The following is a 17,410-nucleotide window of genomic DNA, read 5'->3' on the forward strand; positions in this document are numbered from 1 at the left end:
TGATATCATTGGGCAGTTAAGGCATTCACAATGAACTTCATTACTACAAAAATACCGGATCTCCTTATTTTAGAGCCTAAAGTTTTCGGCGATGAGCGGGGCTTTTTCTATGAAAGTTTCAATCAAAACAGGTTTGACGATATCGTTGGGCGAGAAGTTAATTTTGTACAAGACAACCATAGTCGCTCAATTAAAGGTGTTCTGCGCGGACTTCATTATCAGATACAGCAGCCACAGGGGAAATTGGTGCGAGTAGTGGAGGGAACGGTGTTTGATGTTGCTGTCGATCTCCGCAAGCACTCTGCCTACTACGGTAAGTGGGTGGGCGCTGAGCTCAGTGCAGAAAATAGACGTCAATTTTGGATCCCGGAAGGGTTTGCTCATGGTTTTGTCGTGTTAAGCGAAAGTGCAGAGTTTTTATATAAAACAACGGACTATTATCTACAATCGGCGGAGCGCTGTATCGCTTGGAATGATCCTGATTTAGCTATTGATTGGCAAACTCCTTTTGCTCCCCTGTTATCTGCAAAAGATCAATTAGGGGTAAGGTTTGCTAACGCGGATGTCTTCGAATAATACTTTAAGGGATTTTAAAATGAGCCTGCAGGTTGCCGATCAATACCAAATAAAAATTGTCTGGCAATCGGCGCGCCCCTTGGTTGCAGGGCGCACTTATCTATTACGTCGAGGTCAGCAAGAATTATTGGTGAGTGTGACAGCACTTAAATATCGACAAGATGGCAAAACCGGTGAGCATCTCTCGGCCAAAAAACTCAATGCGGGTGAAACTGGTATTGCTAATATCAGTACGGCCCAACCGATAAGTCTTGATGAAAATACGAATGCCGATTTTGATTTCGTCGATTTGCAGACATCTGAATTATTAGGAAAAGGGCACATTGAATTCCCACTGCATCGAGCAACGAATATCCGCTGGCAATCACTAAGTGTCGATAAAACACTGCGCGCCGCGATGAAACAACAGCGCCCGCGCTGTATTTGGTTTACCGGTTTGTCAGGTTCGGGAAAATCGACACTCGCCAATTTATTGGAAAAAAAACTCTGCGAGCGTGGGATGCACACCTATTTGCTCGATGGTGACAATCTTCGCCACGGCTTAAACCGCGACCTGGGTTTTACCGAGGCTGATCGCGTGGAAAATATTCGCCGTGTTGCGGAAGTGGCGAAATTGATGGTTGATGCCGGTTTGATTGTATTGGCTTCGTTTATTTCACCTTTTCAAGCGGAACGGCAAATGGCACGGCGATTATTTGATGTCGCTGAATTTGTCGAAGTCTTCGTTGATACCCCCTTAAGTGAATGTGAGCGGCGCGATGTCAAAGGGTTGTATGCCAAAGCACGGCGCGGCGAGCTTAAAAATTTTACCGGTATAGATAGCGCTTACGAGCGCCCGGAAAATCCTGAGCTAGTAGTGGATACCTGCAGTCATTCAGTAGAAGACTGTGTGGAACAGATAGTGAATTATTTACTGCCGGCGCAATCGAGCCAGTAAGCCACTTCTTAATACGAGATTGTTTGTGAATACGAGAAAAAAATTAATTGTAGTGATTGGTATGCATCGCAGTGGAACCAGTACTGTGATGAATGCATTGGCCTGTTTGGGCGTAAGCCTGGGTGATGATTTGTTGCCTCCGGGCGTTGACAATCCTAAAGGCTTTTTTGAAGACAAATCAGTCAATGATTTGAATAATGAAATGCTGGATGTTATTGGGCAGACCTGGTTTAGTCTGTCATTGGTCAGTAATGCTGATATCGATAAGTTAATTGCTTTAGGTTATCTTGAAAAAGCCGTTGATTTATTAGGTGAGAAGTTAAAAGGCACGCCGGTGTTTGGTTTTAAAGATCCCCGCGTTTCAAAATTGCTAAAGTTTTGGAAGTTGGTTTTTTCCCGTATCGATTGTGAAGTGCAATATGTACTGTGTTTGCGTCATCCTTTAAGTGTTGCCAATTCTCTATTGCAGCGCAACCAATCGCCTATTCAAAAGGGTTATTTGCTTTGGTTAAGTTACAATTTATCGATTGCCGCTGAGGCGCAAGATCTGCACCTGATCGCATTGGATTACGATCAGCTGATGGAAAAGCCGATGGAGCATATTGATTATCTGGCGAAAAAATTGAACTTTACTGTCGATAGAAATATGGCCGATAGATTTGCCAATGAATTTTTGGATAAGGAGTTAAGACACACTAGGTTCGATGAAGCAGCATTGCTCAATGATGTGCGCTGCCCTGCTGCTGTTGTGGAAGCCTATAAACTGGTTACGCAAATGCTATCGACTGGTAATAATGCAAGCAAAGAGTTGCTAAAATTTTATCAGGACAATAAAAATCATCTGGATGCAGAGTTTCTATTGTTTGACGAGATTGAAAAGTCCGCAATAGTCTACGCCTATAAAAGCGCAAATGTAAAAGAGCTGGCGCAGCAAGTAGAAGAGCGCACGGTCTGGGCCAAATCCTTGGAGCAGCAAGTCGAGGAAAGAACACAATGGGCCAAGCGTTTGGATTCCGAGTTATGTGAGGCGCGAGACAGAGAGCAGCACTTGCGTCGTGAGGCTGATCTAGCAAAAGAAAATATAGCAAAAATTACCAACACAAATTTGCAGTTAGTTGAGCAGGTAAGTGATCTTGATGGGCAGCTGCTCAATGCTGCGCAGCAACTTGAATCCCAATCGCAGCAGCTAGATTACCAAGCACAGCAGCTGATTCACCGGGAGGGCGAAAATAAAGAGCTCACCCGACAACTCAACGAAGTTACCGCTAATTACGCTGAAATTATTAATTCTCACTCCTGGCAAATCACCAAACCCTTGCGTGTCCTGGCTCGCTTGGTGCGTGGCGAGACAGATGTTATTGCTGCTGCACTGAAACCGAAACTGCAACGTGTTGCGCGCAATGCTTATAAAAAATTACCGCTCAGCCCGCGCATTAAAAATGGTTTGGCTGGGTGTATGTACCGTGTGGCGGGCCCTCTGTTTGAGGGTGTAGTGCACTATGAAATGTGGCGCCGCAGCGGAAAGCCGGATTTACCCACAATTGCCGCTACCGGCGTTATTCCTCAAGGCGAATTACAAAATGTTTTAACGACGTTGGTCGTTCCTTCATCAAAAGCACCTTTGGTATCGGTGATTATTCCCAGCTACGGCAATTTACCTGTCACGCTAACCTGTTTGGCTTCTATCGCACGTCATAAACCCAAAGTTGCTATTGAAGTGATTGTAGTAGAAGACTGTTCTAGTGATCACGATATCCATTGTTTGCAGCAAGTGCAGGGGTTGCGTTACGAAGTTAATCCGGAAAATTTGGGTTTTTTGCGCTCTTGTAATCGAGCAGTGTCTTTGGCCAAGGGAAAATATATTTATTTGCTCAATAACGATACGGAAGTTACCGAGGGCTGGTTGGATAGTATGTTGGATGTGTTTACCACACATGATGACTGCGGAATGGTGGGGTCAAAATTAGTTTATCCAGATGGCAGGCTGCAAGAGGCTGGTGGCATTTTGTGGCGTGATGGTTCCGCCTGGAATTATGGGCGTTTGCAAAACCCACAATTGCCTGAATTTAATTATCTTAAAGAAGCTGATTACTGTTCGGGTGCTTCGCTGTTAATTGATAAGGAGTTTTTTATCGGGCTCGGATTGTTTGATGAGCTTTATGTGCCTGCCTATTACGAAGACACAGACCTCGCGTTTAAAGTCAGGGCTGCAGGTAAAAAAGTCTACTACCAGCCTGCATCGGTAATTATTCACTATGAGGGCATTTCTAATGGCACAGATACAGGCTCGGGAATCAAAGCTTATCAGGTTATTAATCAACAGAAGTTTTTTGAAAAATGGAAAGATGTACTGACCGAACATTACCACAATGCTGAATGTGTATTTAAGGCGAAAGATCGCAGTTGGAAAAAACCTTGCGTAGTGGTTGTTGATCATTATGTATTGCAGCCGGATCGCGATGCCGGTTCCCGCTCTACCTTGGCAATTATCACCAGCCTGCTAAAGATGGGTTTCGCCGTAAAATTTTGGCCAGACAATTTATGGTTTGATCCCGAATACACACCTAAGCTACAGCAGTTAGGTGTCGAGGTAGTATATGGGGCTGAGCATGTCGGTAAATTCAAGCAGTGGCTGCTGAGTGCTGAGGGTGGTGTGTCCCATGTGTTACTCAATCGCCCCCATGTTGCAGCGAATTATGTTGATTTGTTGCAAGCATTTCCTGCTATTCGCACAGTCTATTATGGGCATGATTTACATTTTGAGCGTTTGCAACGCGAATATGATTTGCAACCCACGGCAGCGCTAAAAAAAGACATGGAATATTTTTATAATCTCGAAACGGCTATCTGGCAGAAAGTTGATGTAGTGCTTTATCCATCGCAAGAAGAGGCGCAGACCGTTAAGAAAATTGCGCCTGCTATTAATGCCGCCTGTGTTTGCCCCTACGTCTATGAAAATCTGGATCAGTTTGCACAGCGCGAACCTGTTCAGGGCAACAAAATTATTTTTGTCGCTGGATTTGGGCATCCACCTAATACGGATGCTGCCGTATGGTTTGTTAAGGACGTTTTTCCGCGCATTAAAGCTCATCAGCCGGATGCCATGCTTTATCTTATCGGTTCAAAGCCGACTGAAGAAGTGCTAAAACTTAAATCAGCATCCATTATTGTGACGGGTTATGTAACTGATGAAATGCTGGCTGAGCACTACGCTACAGCGCGAGTCGCAGTCGTTCCTTTACGTTTTGGTGCGGGCGTTAAAAATAAAGTGATAGAGGCCATGGCATATGGCGTGCCTTTAATTACGACAGAGATCGGTGTTCAGGGATTGGATGGTGCTGACAAATTAATTCCAGTGACTTCTGATGTCCAGCAATTTTCTGCAGCAGTGTGTTCGGTGTTGGATAATGACGAGCTGTGGTCTATTTATGCCAATGCAGGCAATGCCTATGTCGCGAGTCGTTATTCAGGCGGAGCAATGAAAGCTACCTTGGTGAATGCATTTATAAATATTAGATGACGCAGGAGCCATACGTGAAGAATATTCATTTTTACAGGAGTTCGACGCAGTGTTAAAAAAAATAGTCGGAAACCATATTATATTTATTAGTTTGACAATATGTTTGGCTCTATTTCAGGTTTATGTTGCCATAGTTTCACCACAAGTTCCCTACATGGATACCATGCGGTTTCTTGTACAAATTGATCAAATTATCAGAGGTGAAATTTCCTGGTTTGATGTGTATGGTGCAGGAGAGCATCGTGGGTTTATTTATCCTGCGGTAACTGCTATTGAATGGATGATGTGGGGAGCAGATGCGAGAGTATCGACAGTTCTTACCGGATTTATCGTTGCAGCTATATTCTTTTACTGGTTAAAAGCCTTTCTGCTTTCAAATCAGGAATGTCTTGATAAAAAAAATCGGTTTACATTGCCAGTACTTTTTATTTCGTGTATGTCGGCGTTTATCATTGCTAGTCCTGCGGGCTTTGAACTCTGGACCTTGAGTTTGGGGTTCGCCCAGTTGTTGAAAAATTTATTTATTGTAATTTTTCTGTATCAGCTTTCTATCAGAAGAGCGTGGCATAGTTCAATTTTAAATGCGTTGCTTTATGGGGTTTGTGGTGGATTCCTTATCCTTTTTGCCACATATGGTTGGTCTTATCCTTTTTTAGCTGCGTCATTTTTTATATTATTTGCGTTGTCTCTCCATCATCGCGAATGCAGAAAAAATGCAATTATTGTGTTTGGTGTAATGCTTATCTCTCAGCTTATTTATATTTATTTGGGGAATGGCATTTTCACTAAAGCATCCTCCGTTAATATAGACGGATTTTCAATCGCCAATGTGATTAATGGATTTTTCTATGGTGCTGGTACAGTATTTATAGGTAATGAATCTATTGTAAAGTTAGCACTTCCTGTTGGTATCCCTATAGCTCTTGGCGCATTAATTTTAATAATGTGCTTTTGCACCCTTTTAATTACCTTGATGCAGCAATCTCCTGCAAAATTTTTTTTGTGTAGCCTCATGGTGTTTGCCTTGATAGTTTTGGCGGGGGTTACTTTTGCCAGAGGCGGTGTCTACTTCGCAAATACTGGCGCATCAAGATATTTTGTCGATTTTGTATGGCTGCTTCTGGCTCCTGTAGGCATTATTTTTACAACGCATTCGATTTCTCCGGTCATTAATCAACGGTTTCAATTTATACCGGTAATGAATCTTTTGCGCTCACTGAAACTAGTTATGGCTTTCCTTTTGATAGGCGCCATTCTTGGCCATATTGCCACATGGGTTGTTGAATATAATGCAGCACCTTACCGAGCAGCAGTTTTGGAATCGATGGCGTCTGTGTATCGTAATGGTGTGCGAAATGAAGAGGACGAGATATTGTTGCAATCACGCCATGGTTTTGCCAAGAAAGGTGTAGAAGTTGCTCAGCGGTATGAGCTCGCCGTGTTGAGGAGTGATGAACCGCGCTGCACGTTAAAAAATGCTGCATATCGCGGTGATTGGTATGCTTCTGATAGTGAAGGTAATGATGCACGCTGGATGGGTAAGCAGGGGGCTATTGGACTAAGTAAATGCGCTGCAATTGTTACCATTAAGGGGTACTTGCCGGATAATTTTAGCCAGCGAACTCTGAAGATTGCTTACGGCAATAAACAAGACGTAATCAGCATAGATCCAGGAAAAGAGTTTTTATTGCGCTTGGATCAAATGAACCTCAAAAGAACGACGGTGACCTTGCAGGTTGATCAAATTACATCACCGCTTCAGGCAGGTATAAGTGCTGATCAGCGTGAGTTGGGAATATTGCTGACCTATATCGGTGAATAGTATCTCATGTGGGATCAGAAAAGATTGGCGTGGTAAGCGCTAATATTTTTAATCGTACCTTTATTTTTCGAGACAAAAATGCTTCTCATAAATGATTTGAAATTGCACTCTGAAAAATTGCGCGATCTAACAGATGCAGCAATCGCCCGGGTTCTGGATCGCGGCTGGTTTGTACTGGGGCCTGAAGTAACCGCATTTGAAGCGCAATTTGCGCAGTATATTGGCGTTGCCAAATCTGTTTCACTGGCCAATGGTACCGATGCACTTGAACTTGCATTACGTGCGATAGGTATAGGCAAAGGTGATCAGGTTGCAACCGTGGCGAATGCGGGTATGTATACCACGACTGCATTGATCGCTATAGGTGCGCAGCCATTTTTTATCGATGTTGATCAGGCTTCTCGCACAACTACATTGCAAGAGTGTGAGCGTGCGCTGGCTGCTGGTGTAAAAGCGATTGTGGTAACGCATTTATACGGCCGTGCCGCCCCCGACATTAACGCCATTGCTGCACTCTGTGCCCGCCATAAAATCCCTTTGGTTGAAGACTGTGCCCAAGCTCACGGCGCAAAAGTAGATGGGAAAATGGTGGGCTCTTTTGGCGATATAGCCTGTTTCAGTTTTTACCCCACCAAAAATTTAGGTGCGTTGGGTGATGGCGGAGCGGTTGTAACCAACAACATGCAATTGGCTGAGACCGTCGCTCGTTTGCGTCAGTATGGTTGGTCATCCAAATACCAGGTGACTTTGGGTAATTCACGCAACAGTCGTCTTGATGAAATGCAGGCTGCAATATTGTGTGAATTTCTGCCGCTGCTTGATGAATGGAACAATCGTCGTCGCGAAATTGCCATGCTTTATGCTGAGCTAATACAAAATCCTGCGGTGCAGTTACCGGTATTTAACGGTGAGGATTACGTTGGGCATCTCTATGTTATTGAAACAAAAAATCCTGAAAGTCTGCGTGCGCATCTAAAAGCGAATCAGATAGCGAGCGAGGTACATTACCCAATCCCTGATCACAAACAGCCAGTATTTGGGGAACTATTTTCCAATACTAAATTACCCATTACTGAAACATTAGCAGCTACTATTCTGACTTTACCCTGTTACCCTGAATTAACTGATGCACAAGTCAGGAACGTAGCAGAGGCGGTGAATTCATGGGCGCCGTAATTTACTCCGTTATTATTCCTGTCTATAAAAATGAGGAGTCTATCCCCAGGCTAATTGCTGCCTTGACAGAAATGAATGAGGCATTAGATAAGCAGCTGGAAGTTGTTTTTGTAGTAGACGGTAGTCCTGATCAATCTTTTGGAATGCTAAAGGCACGGCTACCTGATATTCAAATGTCAACCCAACTAATTGCTCATTCGCGTAACTTTGGTTCATTTCCCGCAATTCGTACTGGCTTGACTGCAGCAACTGGCCAATATTTTGGGGTGATGGCAGCGGATTTACAAGAGCCGCCGGAATTGTTGGTTGAGTTTTTTAAAGCATTAAGAGCTGATGAATGCGATGTAACAATTGGCACCCGCAGTGGCAGAAACGATCCATTGTTATCCAGAGTGGCATCCGGACTATTTTGGCATCTTTATAAAAAGCTGGTCGTTAAGGATATGCCTGCTGGTGGGGTGGATGTGTTTGGCTGCAATGATTTATTTCGTCAAGAACTGCTTAAGCTTGAAGAATCCCGTTCATCGCTTATTGCGCTGATTTTTTGGTTGGGATTTAGAAGAAAATTAATTAGTTATGAGCGAGTCGTGCGGCAGGAGGGAAAATCGGCCTGGACATTAAGTAAAAAAATCGACTACATGATGGATAGCATTTTTGCATTTACCGATTATCCCATTCGGTTGTTAATGAGGATTGGTGCGATTGGCTCATTTTTCTCAATAGTGTTTGCGATCCTTATTGCTGCGGCGCGTATTCTCGGCTACATCGAAGTGCCTGGTTATGCTGCAACTATGCTAGCGGTATTGATTTTAGGTGCAATGAATTTATTTGGTTTGGGTCTGGTTGGAACCTATGCGTGGCGCAGCTATGAGAATAGCAAACAGCGGCCACTTGCTGTTATTGCAACCAGAATGACCAATCAAAAATAATGCTGATTGCATGGAATCGATAGGAGTTTTACATGGATAAAATTGCATCGCGCCCAACAAGTAAATTTTATGCGGGGTTTAATTTTCTTAGCAATAGCGATGATTCCACCAAAGAGTGGTATGAAGAGCTTTTGGTGTCGGTAGATAGGGGCGATCTGATTTTATATAAATCTACGCAAGGTGTAGAGATTTATTATCGCCATTTAAAATGGGACTCGGATTTTTTTGCTATTCCTACTTATCGAATTGACTACTCCTATATTCCCGATGACATCCGAAAGGCGAAAGATCCATTTGAGCAGTTGTTTGCTCATCTGCAATTGAAACATTCAGAGTTCTATTTGTTTGCCGAAGTTCCATCGGAAGATATTCAGGCTTTGTCGAGTATGACAGCGGCAGGCTACAGTTTGATTGAATCGCGTCTCACCTATTTTAACGACCAAATCCAACAGTTTGATATGACAAGGCGCTACGCCACTCGCCAGGCAACTGAGGATAATATTGCGGTACTCTCCAAAACAGCGATAGAAGCTGTGAATATTTTTGACCGCTTCCATGCTGATGATTTCTTTACCGCCGATGAGGCGGATAGATTTCTCGCAAAATACACCGAGAATTCAGTATTAGGGTTTGCCGATGAAGTAATGGTTCCGGCTGACGGTATCGCCAATGCCTTTTTAACGGCTAATTACATTAGTTCACCGAGATGCTTGAGCAATAAAAAAATTGCAAAGATGGTGCTTTCGGCAGTCGCAACCGAACGCAGGGGCTGGTACGTGAAATTAATTGGTGAAATGACACAAAAGTTTAAAGAGCAGGGGATTGATATCGCCTTTATGACGACACAATCAACCAACAGAGCCGTGCTTAAAGTGTGGGCTTCATTTGGATATCGTTTTGGCAAAAGCTCACACATTTTGTCAAAATATTGCAGAAATATTTAACGTTAATGCAGGGTAGCTATTCATGACTCAATCATTGTACGCAGAAGCCAAACTCCAAGGAACGCATGTCTATGTATACCCTGGCAGTCAAATAGATCCGGGTGTTGTAATCGATGGGTTTACACAGCTGTGGAATGGTTTAATTATTAAAGCTGGTGTGCGTATTGGTTCCGGCGTCATTTTTTTAAAAGATGAAAAAAATACTAACAATACCTGCATCGCTGAAAACGCTATTATCGGCGCCGGTTGTATTATTGGTTTGGATATTACCATCGCACAGGGCGCAATTTTAGAGCCTGGTGCCGTTGTGCTGCAAAATGTTCCTGCACATGCAGTTGTGGGTGGCAATCCCGCCAAGATTACCGGCTACACTCAAACCGACGATATCGCCCAGAATAGCAATGTGATTACTGCAACCAATGACGATGTAGTCAATATTGGTGTTAATAATGTAACCCTGCATCGTTTTAAGTTGATCAAGGATTATCGTGGTGATTTATCGGTGGGTGAATTCACCAAAGAAATACCATTTGAGCCAAAACGTTATTTTCTCGTGTTTAATGTCCCCTCTGAAAAAACGCGCGGTGAACATGCGCATCACGAGTGCCATCAATTTTTAATTTGCGTTAAAGGTTCCTGTTCGGTGGTGGCTGATGATGGTGGGTTGCGCCGCGAGGTTTTGCTGGATCAACCCAATTTGGGGCTCTATTTGCCGCCGCTAACTTGGGGTATCCAATACAAATACTCATCGGATGCGGTGTTGCTGGTTTTTGCCTCGCATTATTATGAAGCCAATGATTATATTCGTAACTATGAAGAGTTCTTGGCGGCGATCGAAGAAAAAAATAATGCCGCTAATTGATAAATTAAAATCAAAGACGGTAGTTAAGGATGGTGTTCGTTTTTTAATTGGTGGTGGCCTTAATACCGCTATCAGTTATCTTGCTTTTTTATTCTTCCTATTATTTGCCCCTTACCAACTTGCCTATGCTCTAAGTTGGGTATTAGGTTTACTGATTATTGTTATTTATTATCCCTCCAAAGTATTTGTTGGCAGCAAAAATTCATGGAAGAAATTAGCATTGTTAATAACACAGTATGTGCTTGTATTTCTTTTCGGCCTACAATGCCTAAAAACGCTCGTAGTACACGCTAGCGCATCAGAACAAATAGCTGCACTGATTACTATGGCGTTGACTACAGTATTAAATTTCCTGTTGATGCGACTGTTGTTTAGACGCAATTTTCTTCGATGATCTCATTGGATAGCTAATGAATGTTACTAAATCAGGTATTGATTCCCAAAAATAATAATTTTGATTTGCTGCGTCTTGTGGCTGCCTTACTGGTCATCTACGGGCACTCATATGCATTTGTGCCAGCTGCTGTCAATACGGATTGGGTGGCACGTTGGCTTGGATTTGATTATTCCGGGTCTTTGGCAGTAAAATTTTTCTTTATGCTCAGCGGTTTATTGGTGACGGCAAGTCTATTAAATCGGCCGCATTCAGTTGAATTTGTCATTAAGCGTGCTGCGCGTATTTTACCTGGTTTGTTTGTTTGCTTGTGCGTGTCGGTTTTTGTCGTTGGCCCCATGTTTACTACCTTGCCGCTGGCGGAATATTTCTCTCATGGCCAGACGTGGAAATATTTGATAGATAATACATTTTTATATGAGATTCAGTGGCACTTGCCCGGTGTGTTTAGCGAGAGTAAGTATGGATTAAATGGGTCTTTGTGGACCTTACCGCTAGAAGCTGTATGCTATTTATTTTTAGTCGTTTTTTATGTTGTTGGAGTATGGCGATCCCTGTTGTTGGCGAATCTTGCACTGTTTGGCGTCATCTTCCTATCGTTCGTGATGCCACAATTTTTGCCTTCTTTATTTTCCAATAATTCGGAAGCTCATCTATTGCCTGGATGCTTTGCACTCGGAGCACTTTTCGCAACCAATCAAAAAATAATCTCGATTAATATCAAGGGTGTATTAGCGTTAGGTTTATTAGTGGTAGTCTTTTGGCAGACAGGCATGAAGATGGGAGTGTTTTATTTATCCTTCTTCTATTTCTGTCTTTATTTTGGCTCGCTCAAAGTTATTGTGGAAAAATTAAGAATTCCCGCTGATCCTTCTTATGGGGTCTATATCTACGGTTTTGTGATTCAGCAGTGTTTGGGACACCTGTTTCCGGGGCAGGGAATCGTATTTCACCAGCTCACGGCGGCGTTGGTTGCGATCGCGGCAGGAACATTGTCTTGGTATCTGATAGAAAGGCCCAGTATGTATTTTGTAAAAAATAGATTGGCAGATCAGGATTCGCTCACCAATTTAAGGCAAGGTAGTATGATCTATATTAATCGTGGAATTGGTCTCATTACGGCAAAAAACTCATTCACCTTTTTGGCGTTATTATTGGGTGCTTGGGTGATGCATTTTGTTGCGTTGTACTTTATTTTTCCGGGCTATTACAGCCCGTTATCCTTTCATCACTCTGATTTTTATATTCCTGCGTCCTTTGCATTTTCCACAGCGGATGCACATAGTTTTGCAGGGTTATTGAGCTGGCCCAGACCACTCTTCATGTATTCTTATAAGTTAAGTGGGTATCTAGGGCATGCAGGTAGTGTGGCCTGGGTTGTGGTTATTGTGTTTCTTAATTGTGCGTTATTGGCATTGTTAATTAAACGTCTATTGAACCTGAAGATAGATATCTATTTTTGCCTATTCTATCTCCTCTACTGTTATCTACTATTTACACAACCTTATTTTTACACCTTCTACTCTCAGGATATTGGCTCGCAGTTGTCGTTCCTGTTTTTGTTGTTGGGTGTGTATGGATTTTTGGGTATCTCTGGGAAAAACGTAATTCATGCGAGTCTTATTCTATTTGTCTGTGCAAGTTGCGCATTTCTGGTGAAGGAGACATATATTCTGTCAATAGGTTTTTTTGCTTTCTGTTGGCTTATTTACTACGTTAAACAGAATCCGGTTAGAGCCATTGCCCCTGGTTTGGCAATTGTATTTTCTGGAGCTATTGCTGCATTAGTGAATTTCAAAACCAAATCAGTGTTTGTAAATCCAGATGCAGAGCAAGGGTCTCCTTACCATATGGTGCTAAACCCGTTCAGTATCATTAAGGAGTTAGCGCGTTATTCCAATGAGGCTATTGCTCCTGCGTTGGTGGTGGTTTTTTCGCTGCTGTTATTCCAGCTCTACAAAAGTTATCAAAGTCGAACACTGATCATATCTTTTTTTGCCAGCGCAATATTTGCTTTACTGGCCTGGCTACCCAATGCTTTATTGCCATTTCATCACTATAAAGGTTATTCCTTTAACGGGCTGTATGTTTTTTTTGCAGTTACCTTTCTCGCTGTAAAGCTGCTTCAGGATCAACTCTACTCAAAAAAAATTATGGTGGCGTTTGCCGTGCTTGTTGCGCTAAGTCCACTGTCCAGTTTGCATAATTATGGCGATAGCAGAAACACTTGGGTTATTACTCAGGAAAAAATTCAAACTAATATGCTGGCTGGCTTTCGTAAAGCAACGACGCAACTATTGCCGCTTGATGGTGGTGTCAATGTGTTGGTCTCAGGAATAACAGCGCCGTTTCATCCATTTGTATTCCCGGAGTCTATTCGTTCTTTTAAAGGCGGTGAAAATGCAAATTATTATTTCATTCCACCCAAAGAGTTTGCTGCTAACCTCGGCAATAAAATTGATTTGGTGCAATTTATTACCGCTGAAGAACAGGGTAATTATCACTTTGATCAGGAGTGGAAATTTGATGATCAGGGCAATTTAGTAGAAATAAGAGAGTTGAAATAATTTGGAGAATGGTGCACCCGACAGGATTCGAACCTGTGACCAACGGCTTCGGAAGCCGCTACTCTATCCAGCTGAGCTACGGGTGCTGGAAGGAAAAATCTAAAATTACATCTTAAGTTGCTGCAAGTTCTGGAAGCGCTTCGCACTGCAGCTACTCCTTTCGCTTCGCTCAAGTCCGGCCAAACAACAGGTTGTTTGGCATTCGACAAGGTGCTCCTGCATTGTCTACCTTCTGCATCCATGCAGTCGTCGGCTGCACTCAACGCTACGCGTTGAAAAACGTTTGCCTCATCCAGCTGAGCTACGGGTGCAGGAAGGAAAACTTGTTGAGGGCGGCGATTCTACTGTCCTTGGCCGCGCCCGTCTATGGCAAATTTATTTGTGATTTAAATCTATCGCCAGATCGTGAATGCTTAATTCTCTAGTGATTTGGGTTGAGCCTATGCTTTCACTCATGGTGCCAAAGTGAAAATCACCCAACATTCGTTCCAATCTGGGCAGGCAGCGTTTGAGATTGGTGTAGTGGCGGAAATTGCTAAACCAACTGGCATTGGGGACGCGCGGTTGCTCCGGGTCTATCTCCCAAGGGTGCAGATAAAAAATTTGTGGTTTGGTTTGATTGAGACTGGCGCGCTCAAATAGCCATTTCGATAGTGCGTAGGGATATTGGCGAAAGTATCCGCCGCCTGCAGCGGGAACAGATTGGCCGAGCACTTTGGCGGTGGTTAAGGGGAATTCCAGCAAACTTGCGCCGCTATTGGTAATGATGCGATAGGGCTCCTCGGGGCTGCCGGGAATGCCATAGTTGTCGTGGCGGGTGGGGAAAATACTGGAATCCCAGGTGAAGCCCAGTTCGGCCAGTATATCCAGCGCCCAGAGTGATTTACGGGTGATCGAATAGCTGGCGGCGCGATAACCGGTAACCGGTGTCTGCGCGAGATCTTCCAGAATGATTTTAGATTTGGCGGTTTCCGCGCGGAAAACGTCCGGATTTTGTTTGTAAATAAGTTGATGGCTGTAACCGTGGGAGGCAATTTCATGGCCTTGCGCGCGGATGGCTTTGACCAGTTCTGGATAGTGATCGGCGACCCAACCCAGAACAAAAAAAGTAATTTTGATGTTGGCATCATCAAATAGTTGCAGCAGGCGATGGGTGTTTTCCTCTACCCGTGATGGCCAGTTTTTCCATTCGCTCGGTTTAATCACCTTAGCGAAGGCGGCAACGTGATAATAATCCTCCACATCCACGGTCATCGCATGGGTGACTTTGTTAGGCGTTGCGCTGCTGTGCGTGAGTGACATGTACTGTGTGCTCGGAAAAGGTGGGTTCAGTGTGTGGGGTAATAATTTCTATACCATGAAACAAAGCGTTCCACCCCTTCTTCAATAGAGGTTTGCGGCTTGTAACCTACGGCATCGGCCAGTGAATCCACATTGGCATAGGTGTCGGGCACATCGCCCGGTTGCAGTGGCAGTAAATTTTTTACTGCTTTTTTGCCCAGCTCTTGCTCCATCAATTCAATAAAATGCAGTAACTCCACTGGATTGTTAGAGCCAATGTTATAGATGCGGTAGGGCGCTGGTGAGCTTGCCGGATCGGGTTGGTCACCTGTCCAGTTGCGATTGGCGCACGCGGGTTTGTCTAGCGCGCCGATAATCCCGCAGACAATATCATCGATATAAGTGAAGTCGCGGCGATGTTTGCCGTAGTTAAATACATCGATTGTTTCACCGCGCCGAATTTTGTCGGCAAAAATAATCGGCGCCATATCCGGGCGACCCCAGGGGCCGTACACCGTAAAAAAGCGCAGCCCTGTGGTGGGAATGTTAAATAGGTGGCTGTAGGTATGCGCCATCAACTCGTTGGATTTTTTAGTGGCGGCATAGAGGCTGACGGGGTGGTCTACATTATCGCTTTCGCAGAACGGCATTCGCGTATTAGCGCCATACACAGAACTGCTGGAGGCGTAGACTAAATGTTCAGTGCCAAAGTGGCGACAGGCTTCCAATATATTTAAAAATCCGGTGATATTGGAATCGATGTAGGCCTGCGGATTGCTCAGCGAATAGCGCACACCTGCTTGTGCGGCGAGGTTGACCACACGCTGCGGCTGATACGTTTTAAAAGCATGATCAACCGCTTGTTTGTCTTCCAGCGCAATGCGCAGATCGGTAAAACCTGCGTGTGGCGTTAATTGATCCAGCCGCGCCTGCTTGAGTTGCACATCATAATAATCGTTGAGGTTGTCGACGCCGATAACCTCGTCGCCGCGCGCCAGCAGTTGCTGGGCGAGAGCGGCGCCGATAAATCCGGCTGTGCCGGTGACCAGTATTTTCATCTTAGAGGCGTGCGTCTACTGCCGTTTTTGGCAGTACATGCTTCACGTCGAAGAGCACGTGATTGGGGGCGCCCAGTGCACGAATTCCCTCGGCGCCCATTTCGCGGAAGGCATCATGCGCGACACAAATAATAATGGCTTGATAACTGCCCGGAATCGGTTGGTCGATTAGATCCAGGCCGTATTCATGTTTTGCTTCGGCAGGGTCCGCCCAAGGATCGTAAATTTGCACATTGGTATTGTAGTTGCGCATCTCTTCGATGATATCTATCACGCCGGTATTGCGTAGATCGGGGCAATTTTCTTTAAAGGTTAAACCCATGATCAGTACATTGGAGTCAACCACATGGGCTTTGCGTTTGGTCATCATTTTCACCACCGAGTCGGCCACAAAGGCGCCCATGCGGTTGTTGATACGGCGACCAGAGAGAATAACCTCGGGGTAATAACCCACTTGTTGTGCTTTGTGCGTCAGGTAGTAGGGGTCAACGCTGATACAGTGACCGCCTACCAAACCGGGACGGAAGGGGAGAAAATTCCATTTAGTGCCAGCGGCTTCCAATACCTCAAGGGTATCGATACCTAGGCGATGGAAAATCAGCGCCAATTCATTCACTAGCGCGATGTTCAGATCGCGCTGGGTGTTTTCGATGACCTTGGCCGCTTCGGCAACTTTGATGCTGCTCGCTTTATGCGTACCAACTGTCACGATTTTACGGTAGAGTTCATCGACATAATCAGCGGTTTCAGCGGTGGAGCCCGAAGTGATTTTGACAATGTTGTGGATGCGCCGCTGTTTGTCGCCCGGGTTAATCCGCTCGGGACTATAACCGGCAAAAAAATCTTCATTAAAGCGCAAGCCGGAAGTCTGCTCGATAATCGGAATACAGATTTCTTCGGTGCAGCCGGGGTAAACCGTGGATTCAAAAACAACGATGGCGTTTTTGTTGATCACTCGCCCCAAGAGTGCGGATGCTTTTTCCAAAGGCGTCAGATCTGGTTGGTAGCTGTTGCTGATTGGCGTGGGCACAGTGACGATATAAACATCGGCGCCCTTAATATCGGCTTCGTCAGTGGTAAAACTCAATTGCTCGGCCGCGTTGAGTTCCTCGGTAGTCAATTCCAGCGTGTGGTCTGTTCCTGTCCGCAGTGCAGCGACGCGCACTTGATTGATATCAAAACCGAGGGTGGTAACTTTTTTACCGAATTCGACGGCGAGAGGCAGGCCAACATAACCTAGACCTATAACACAGAGCTTGGGGTTGCTTGCAAACATGATTATTCCTTAGCGGGAGGTGATCCACAAACGGGTCACTAAAATAGCATATTCGCCCCAAGTTTAAA

Annotated in this window: 13 protein-coding genes and 1 tRNA gene; 10 read left to right on the top strand and 4 right to left on the bottom strand. The window is 44.5% G+C overall.

What is annotated here, in order from left to right:
• Positions 1-30: 30 nt before the first annotated feature.
• The 10 genes from rfbC (at position 31) to AC2CG4_RS14640 (ending at position 13,727) form a co-directional block, all read left to right on the top strand.
• Positions 31-576, top strand: a complete 546-nt coding sequence (rfbC, locus tag AC2CG4_RS14595; RefSeq protein ID WP_484486963.1) for a dTDP-4-dehydrorhamnose 3,5-epimerase — start codon at positions 31-33, stop codon at positions 574-576.
• 19 nt (positions 577-595) lie between these two features.
• Complete coding sequence (gene cysC, locus AC2CG4_RS14600) at positions 596-1,513, top strand: adenylyl-sulfate kinase (RefSeq protein WP_484486964.1); 918 nt, start codon at positions 596-598, stop codon at positions 1,511-1,513.
• 25 nt (positions 1,514-1,538) lie between these two features.
• On the top strand, positions 1,539-5,033 hold the full coding sequence (locus AC2CG4_RS14605; RefSeq protein ID WP_484486965.1) for a glycosyltransferase: 3,495 nt from the start codon (positions 1,539-1,541) through the stop codon (positions 5,031-5,033).
• A gap of 49 nt (positions 5,034-5,082) precedes the next feature.
• Positions 5,083-6,855 carry a hypothetical protein gene (locus AC2CG4_RS14610; protein ID WP_484486966.1) on the top strand — a complete coding sequence of 591 codons (1,773 nt, stop codon included), beginning with the start codon at positions 5,083-5,085 and terminating at the stop codon, positions 6,853-6,855.
• A 78-nt stretch (positions 6,856-6,933) separates the two neighbouring features.
• Positions 6,934-8,031 carry a DegT/DnrJ/EryC1/StrS family aminotransferase gene (locus AC2CG4_RS14615; protein ID WP_484486967.1) on the top strand — a complete coding sequence of 366 codons (1,098 nt, stop codon included), beginning with the start codon at positions 6,934-6,936 and terminating at the stop codon, positions 8,029-8,031.
• A complete protein-coding gene (locus AC2CG4_RS14620; protein WP_484486968.1) occupies positions 8,019-8,960 on the top strand; it encodes a glycosyltransferase family 2 protein in 942 nt (313 codons plus the stop codon). The genes AC2CG4_RS14615 and AC2CG4_RS14620 overlap by 13 nt, the downstream gene beginning before the upstream one ends.
• A 32-nt stretch (positions 8,961-8,992) precedes the next feature.
• Positions 8,993-9,904 carry a GNAT family protein gene (locus AC2CG4_RS14625; protein WP_484486969.1) on the top strand — a complete coding sequence of 304 codons (912 nt, stop codon included), beginning with the start codon at positions 8,993-8,995 and terminating at the stop codon, positions 9,902-9,904.
• Between the two features lie 22 nt (positions 9,905-9,926).
• Entirely contained in the window at positions 9,927-10,766 is an 840-nt protein-coding gene (locus AC2CG4_RS14630) for a WxcM-like domain-containing protein (protein WP_484486970.1), read from the top strand.
• Positions 10,753-11,160, top strand: coding sequence for a GtrA family protein (locus AC2CG4_RS14635; protein ID WP_484486971.1), 408 nt, complete (start codon positions 10,753-10,755; stop codon positions 11,158-11,160). The genes AC2CG4_RS14630 and AC2CG4_RS14635 overlap by 14 nt, the downstream gene beginning before the upstream one ends.
• Positions 11,161-11,180: 20 nt before the next feature.
• Positions 11,181-13,727: an acyltransferase family protein gene (locus AC2CG4_RS14640; RefSeq protein ID WP_484486972.1), complete on the top strand. Its 2,547-nt coding sequence runs from the start codon at positions 11,181-11,183 to the stop codon at positions 13,725-13,727.
• A 9-nt stretch (positions 13,728-13,736) separates the two neighbouring features.
• Here AC2CG4_RS14640 and AC2CG4_RS14645 read toward each other — a convergent pair.
• The 4 genes from AC2CG4_RS14645 to tviB all read right to left on the bottom strand — a co-directional run bounded on the left by AC2CG4_RS14645 (position 13,737) and on the right by tviB (position 17,342).
• Positions 13,737-13,813: transfer RNA gene (locus AC2CG4_RS14645), tRNA-Arg, on the bottom strand.
• A 289-nt stretch (positions 13,814-14,102) separates the two neighbouring features.
• Positions 14,103-15,029 (bottom strand): XrtA system polysaccharide deacetylase, encoded by a 927-nt coding sequence (locus AC2CG4_RS14650; RefSeq protein ID WP_484486973.1) that lies wholly within the window; start codon positions 15,027-15,029, stop codon positions 14,103-14,105.
• 26 nt (positions 15,030-15,055) lie between these two features.
• Positions 15,056-16,066: an NAD-dependent epimerase gene (locus AC2CG4_RS14655; protein WP_484486974.1), complete on the bottom strand. Its 1,011-nt coding sequence runs from the start codon at positions 16,064-16,066 to the stop codon at positions 15,056-15,058.
• 1 nt (position 16,067) lies between these two features.
• Positions 16,068-17,342, bottom strand: a complete 1,275-nt coding sequence (gene tviB / locus AC2CG4_RS14660) for a Vi polysaccharide biosynthesis UDP-N-acetylglucosamine C-6 dehydrogenase TviB (protein WP_484486975.1) — start codon at positions 17,340-17,342, stop codon at positions 16,068-16,070.
• Positions 17,343-17,410: the final 68 nt, after the last annotated feature.

It is taken from the genome of Cellvibrio sp. ATLC23, assembly GCF_057196725.1.

Excerpts from the sequence above, each read along its gene's own strand:
- AC2CG4_RS14650 (WP_484486973.1), bottom strand. The coding sequence starts at position 15,029 with ATGTCACTCACGCACAGCAGCGCAACGCCTAACAAAGTCACCCATGCG.
- AC2CG4_RS14655 (WP_484486974.1), bottom strand. The coding sequence starts at position 16,066 with ATGAAAATACTGGTCACCGGCACAGCCGGATTTATCGGCGCCGCTCTC.
- AC2CG4_RS14635 (WP_484486971.1), top strand. The coding sequence starts at position 10,753 with ATGCCGCTAATTGATAAATTAAAATCAAAGACGGTAGTTAAGGATGGT.
- AC2CG4_RS14620 (WP_484486968.1), top strand. The coding sequence starts at position 8,019 with ATGGGCGCCGTAATTTACTCCGTTATTATTCCTGTCTATAAAAATGAG.
- AC2CG4_RS14625 (WP_484486969.1), top strand. The coding sequence starts at position 8,993 with ATGGATAAAATTGCATCGCGCCCAACAAGTAAATTTTATGCGGGGTTT.
- tviB (WP_484486975.1), bottom strand. The coding sequence starts at position 17,342 with ATGTTTGCAAGCAACCCCAAGCTCTGTGTTATAGGTCTAGGTTATGTT.
- rfbC (WP_484486963.1), top strand. The coding sequence starts at position 31 with ATGAACTTCATTACTACAAAAATACCGGATCTCCTTATTTTAGAGCCT.
- AC2CG4_RS14630 (WP_484486970.1), top strand. The coding sequence starts at position 9,927 with ATGACTCAATCATTGTACGCAGAAGCCAAACTCCAAGGAACGCATGTC.
- AC2CG4_RS14615 (WP_484486967.1), top strand. The coding sequence starts at position 6,934 with ATGCTTCTCATAAATGATTTGAAATTGCACTCTGAAAAATTGCGCGAT.
- cysC (WP_484486964.1), top strand. The coding sequence starts at position 596 with ATGAGCCTGCAGGTTGCCGATCAATACCAAATAAAAATTGTCTGGCAA.
- AC2CG4_RS14640 (WP_484486972.1), top strand. The coding sequence starts at position 11,181 with ATGTTACTAAATCAGGTATTGATTCCCAAAAATAATAATTTTGATTTG.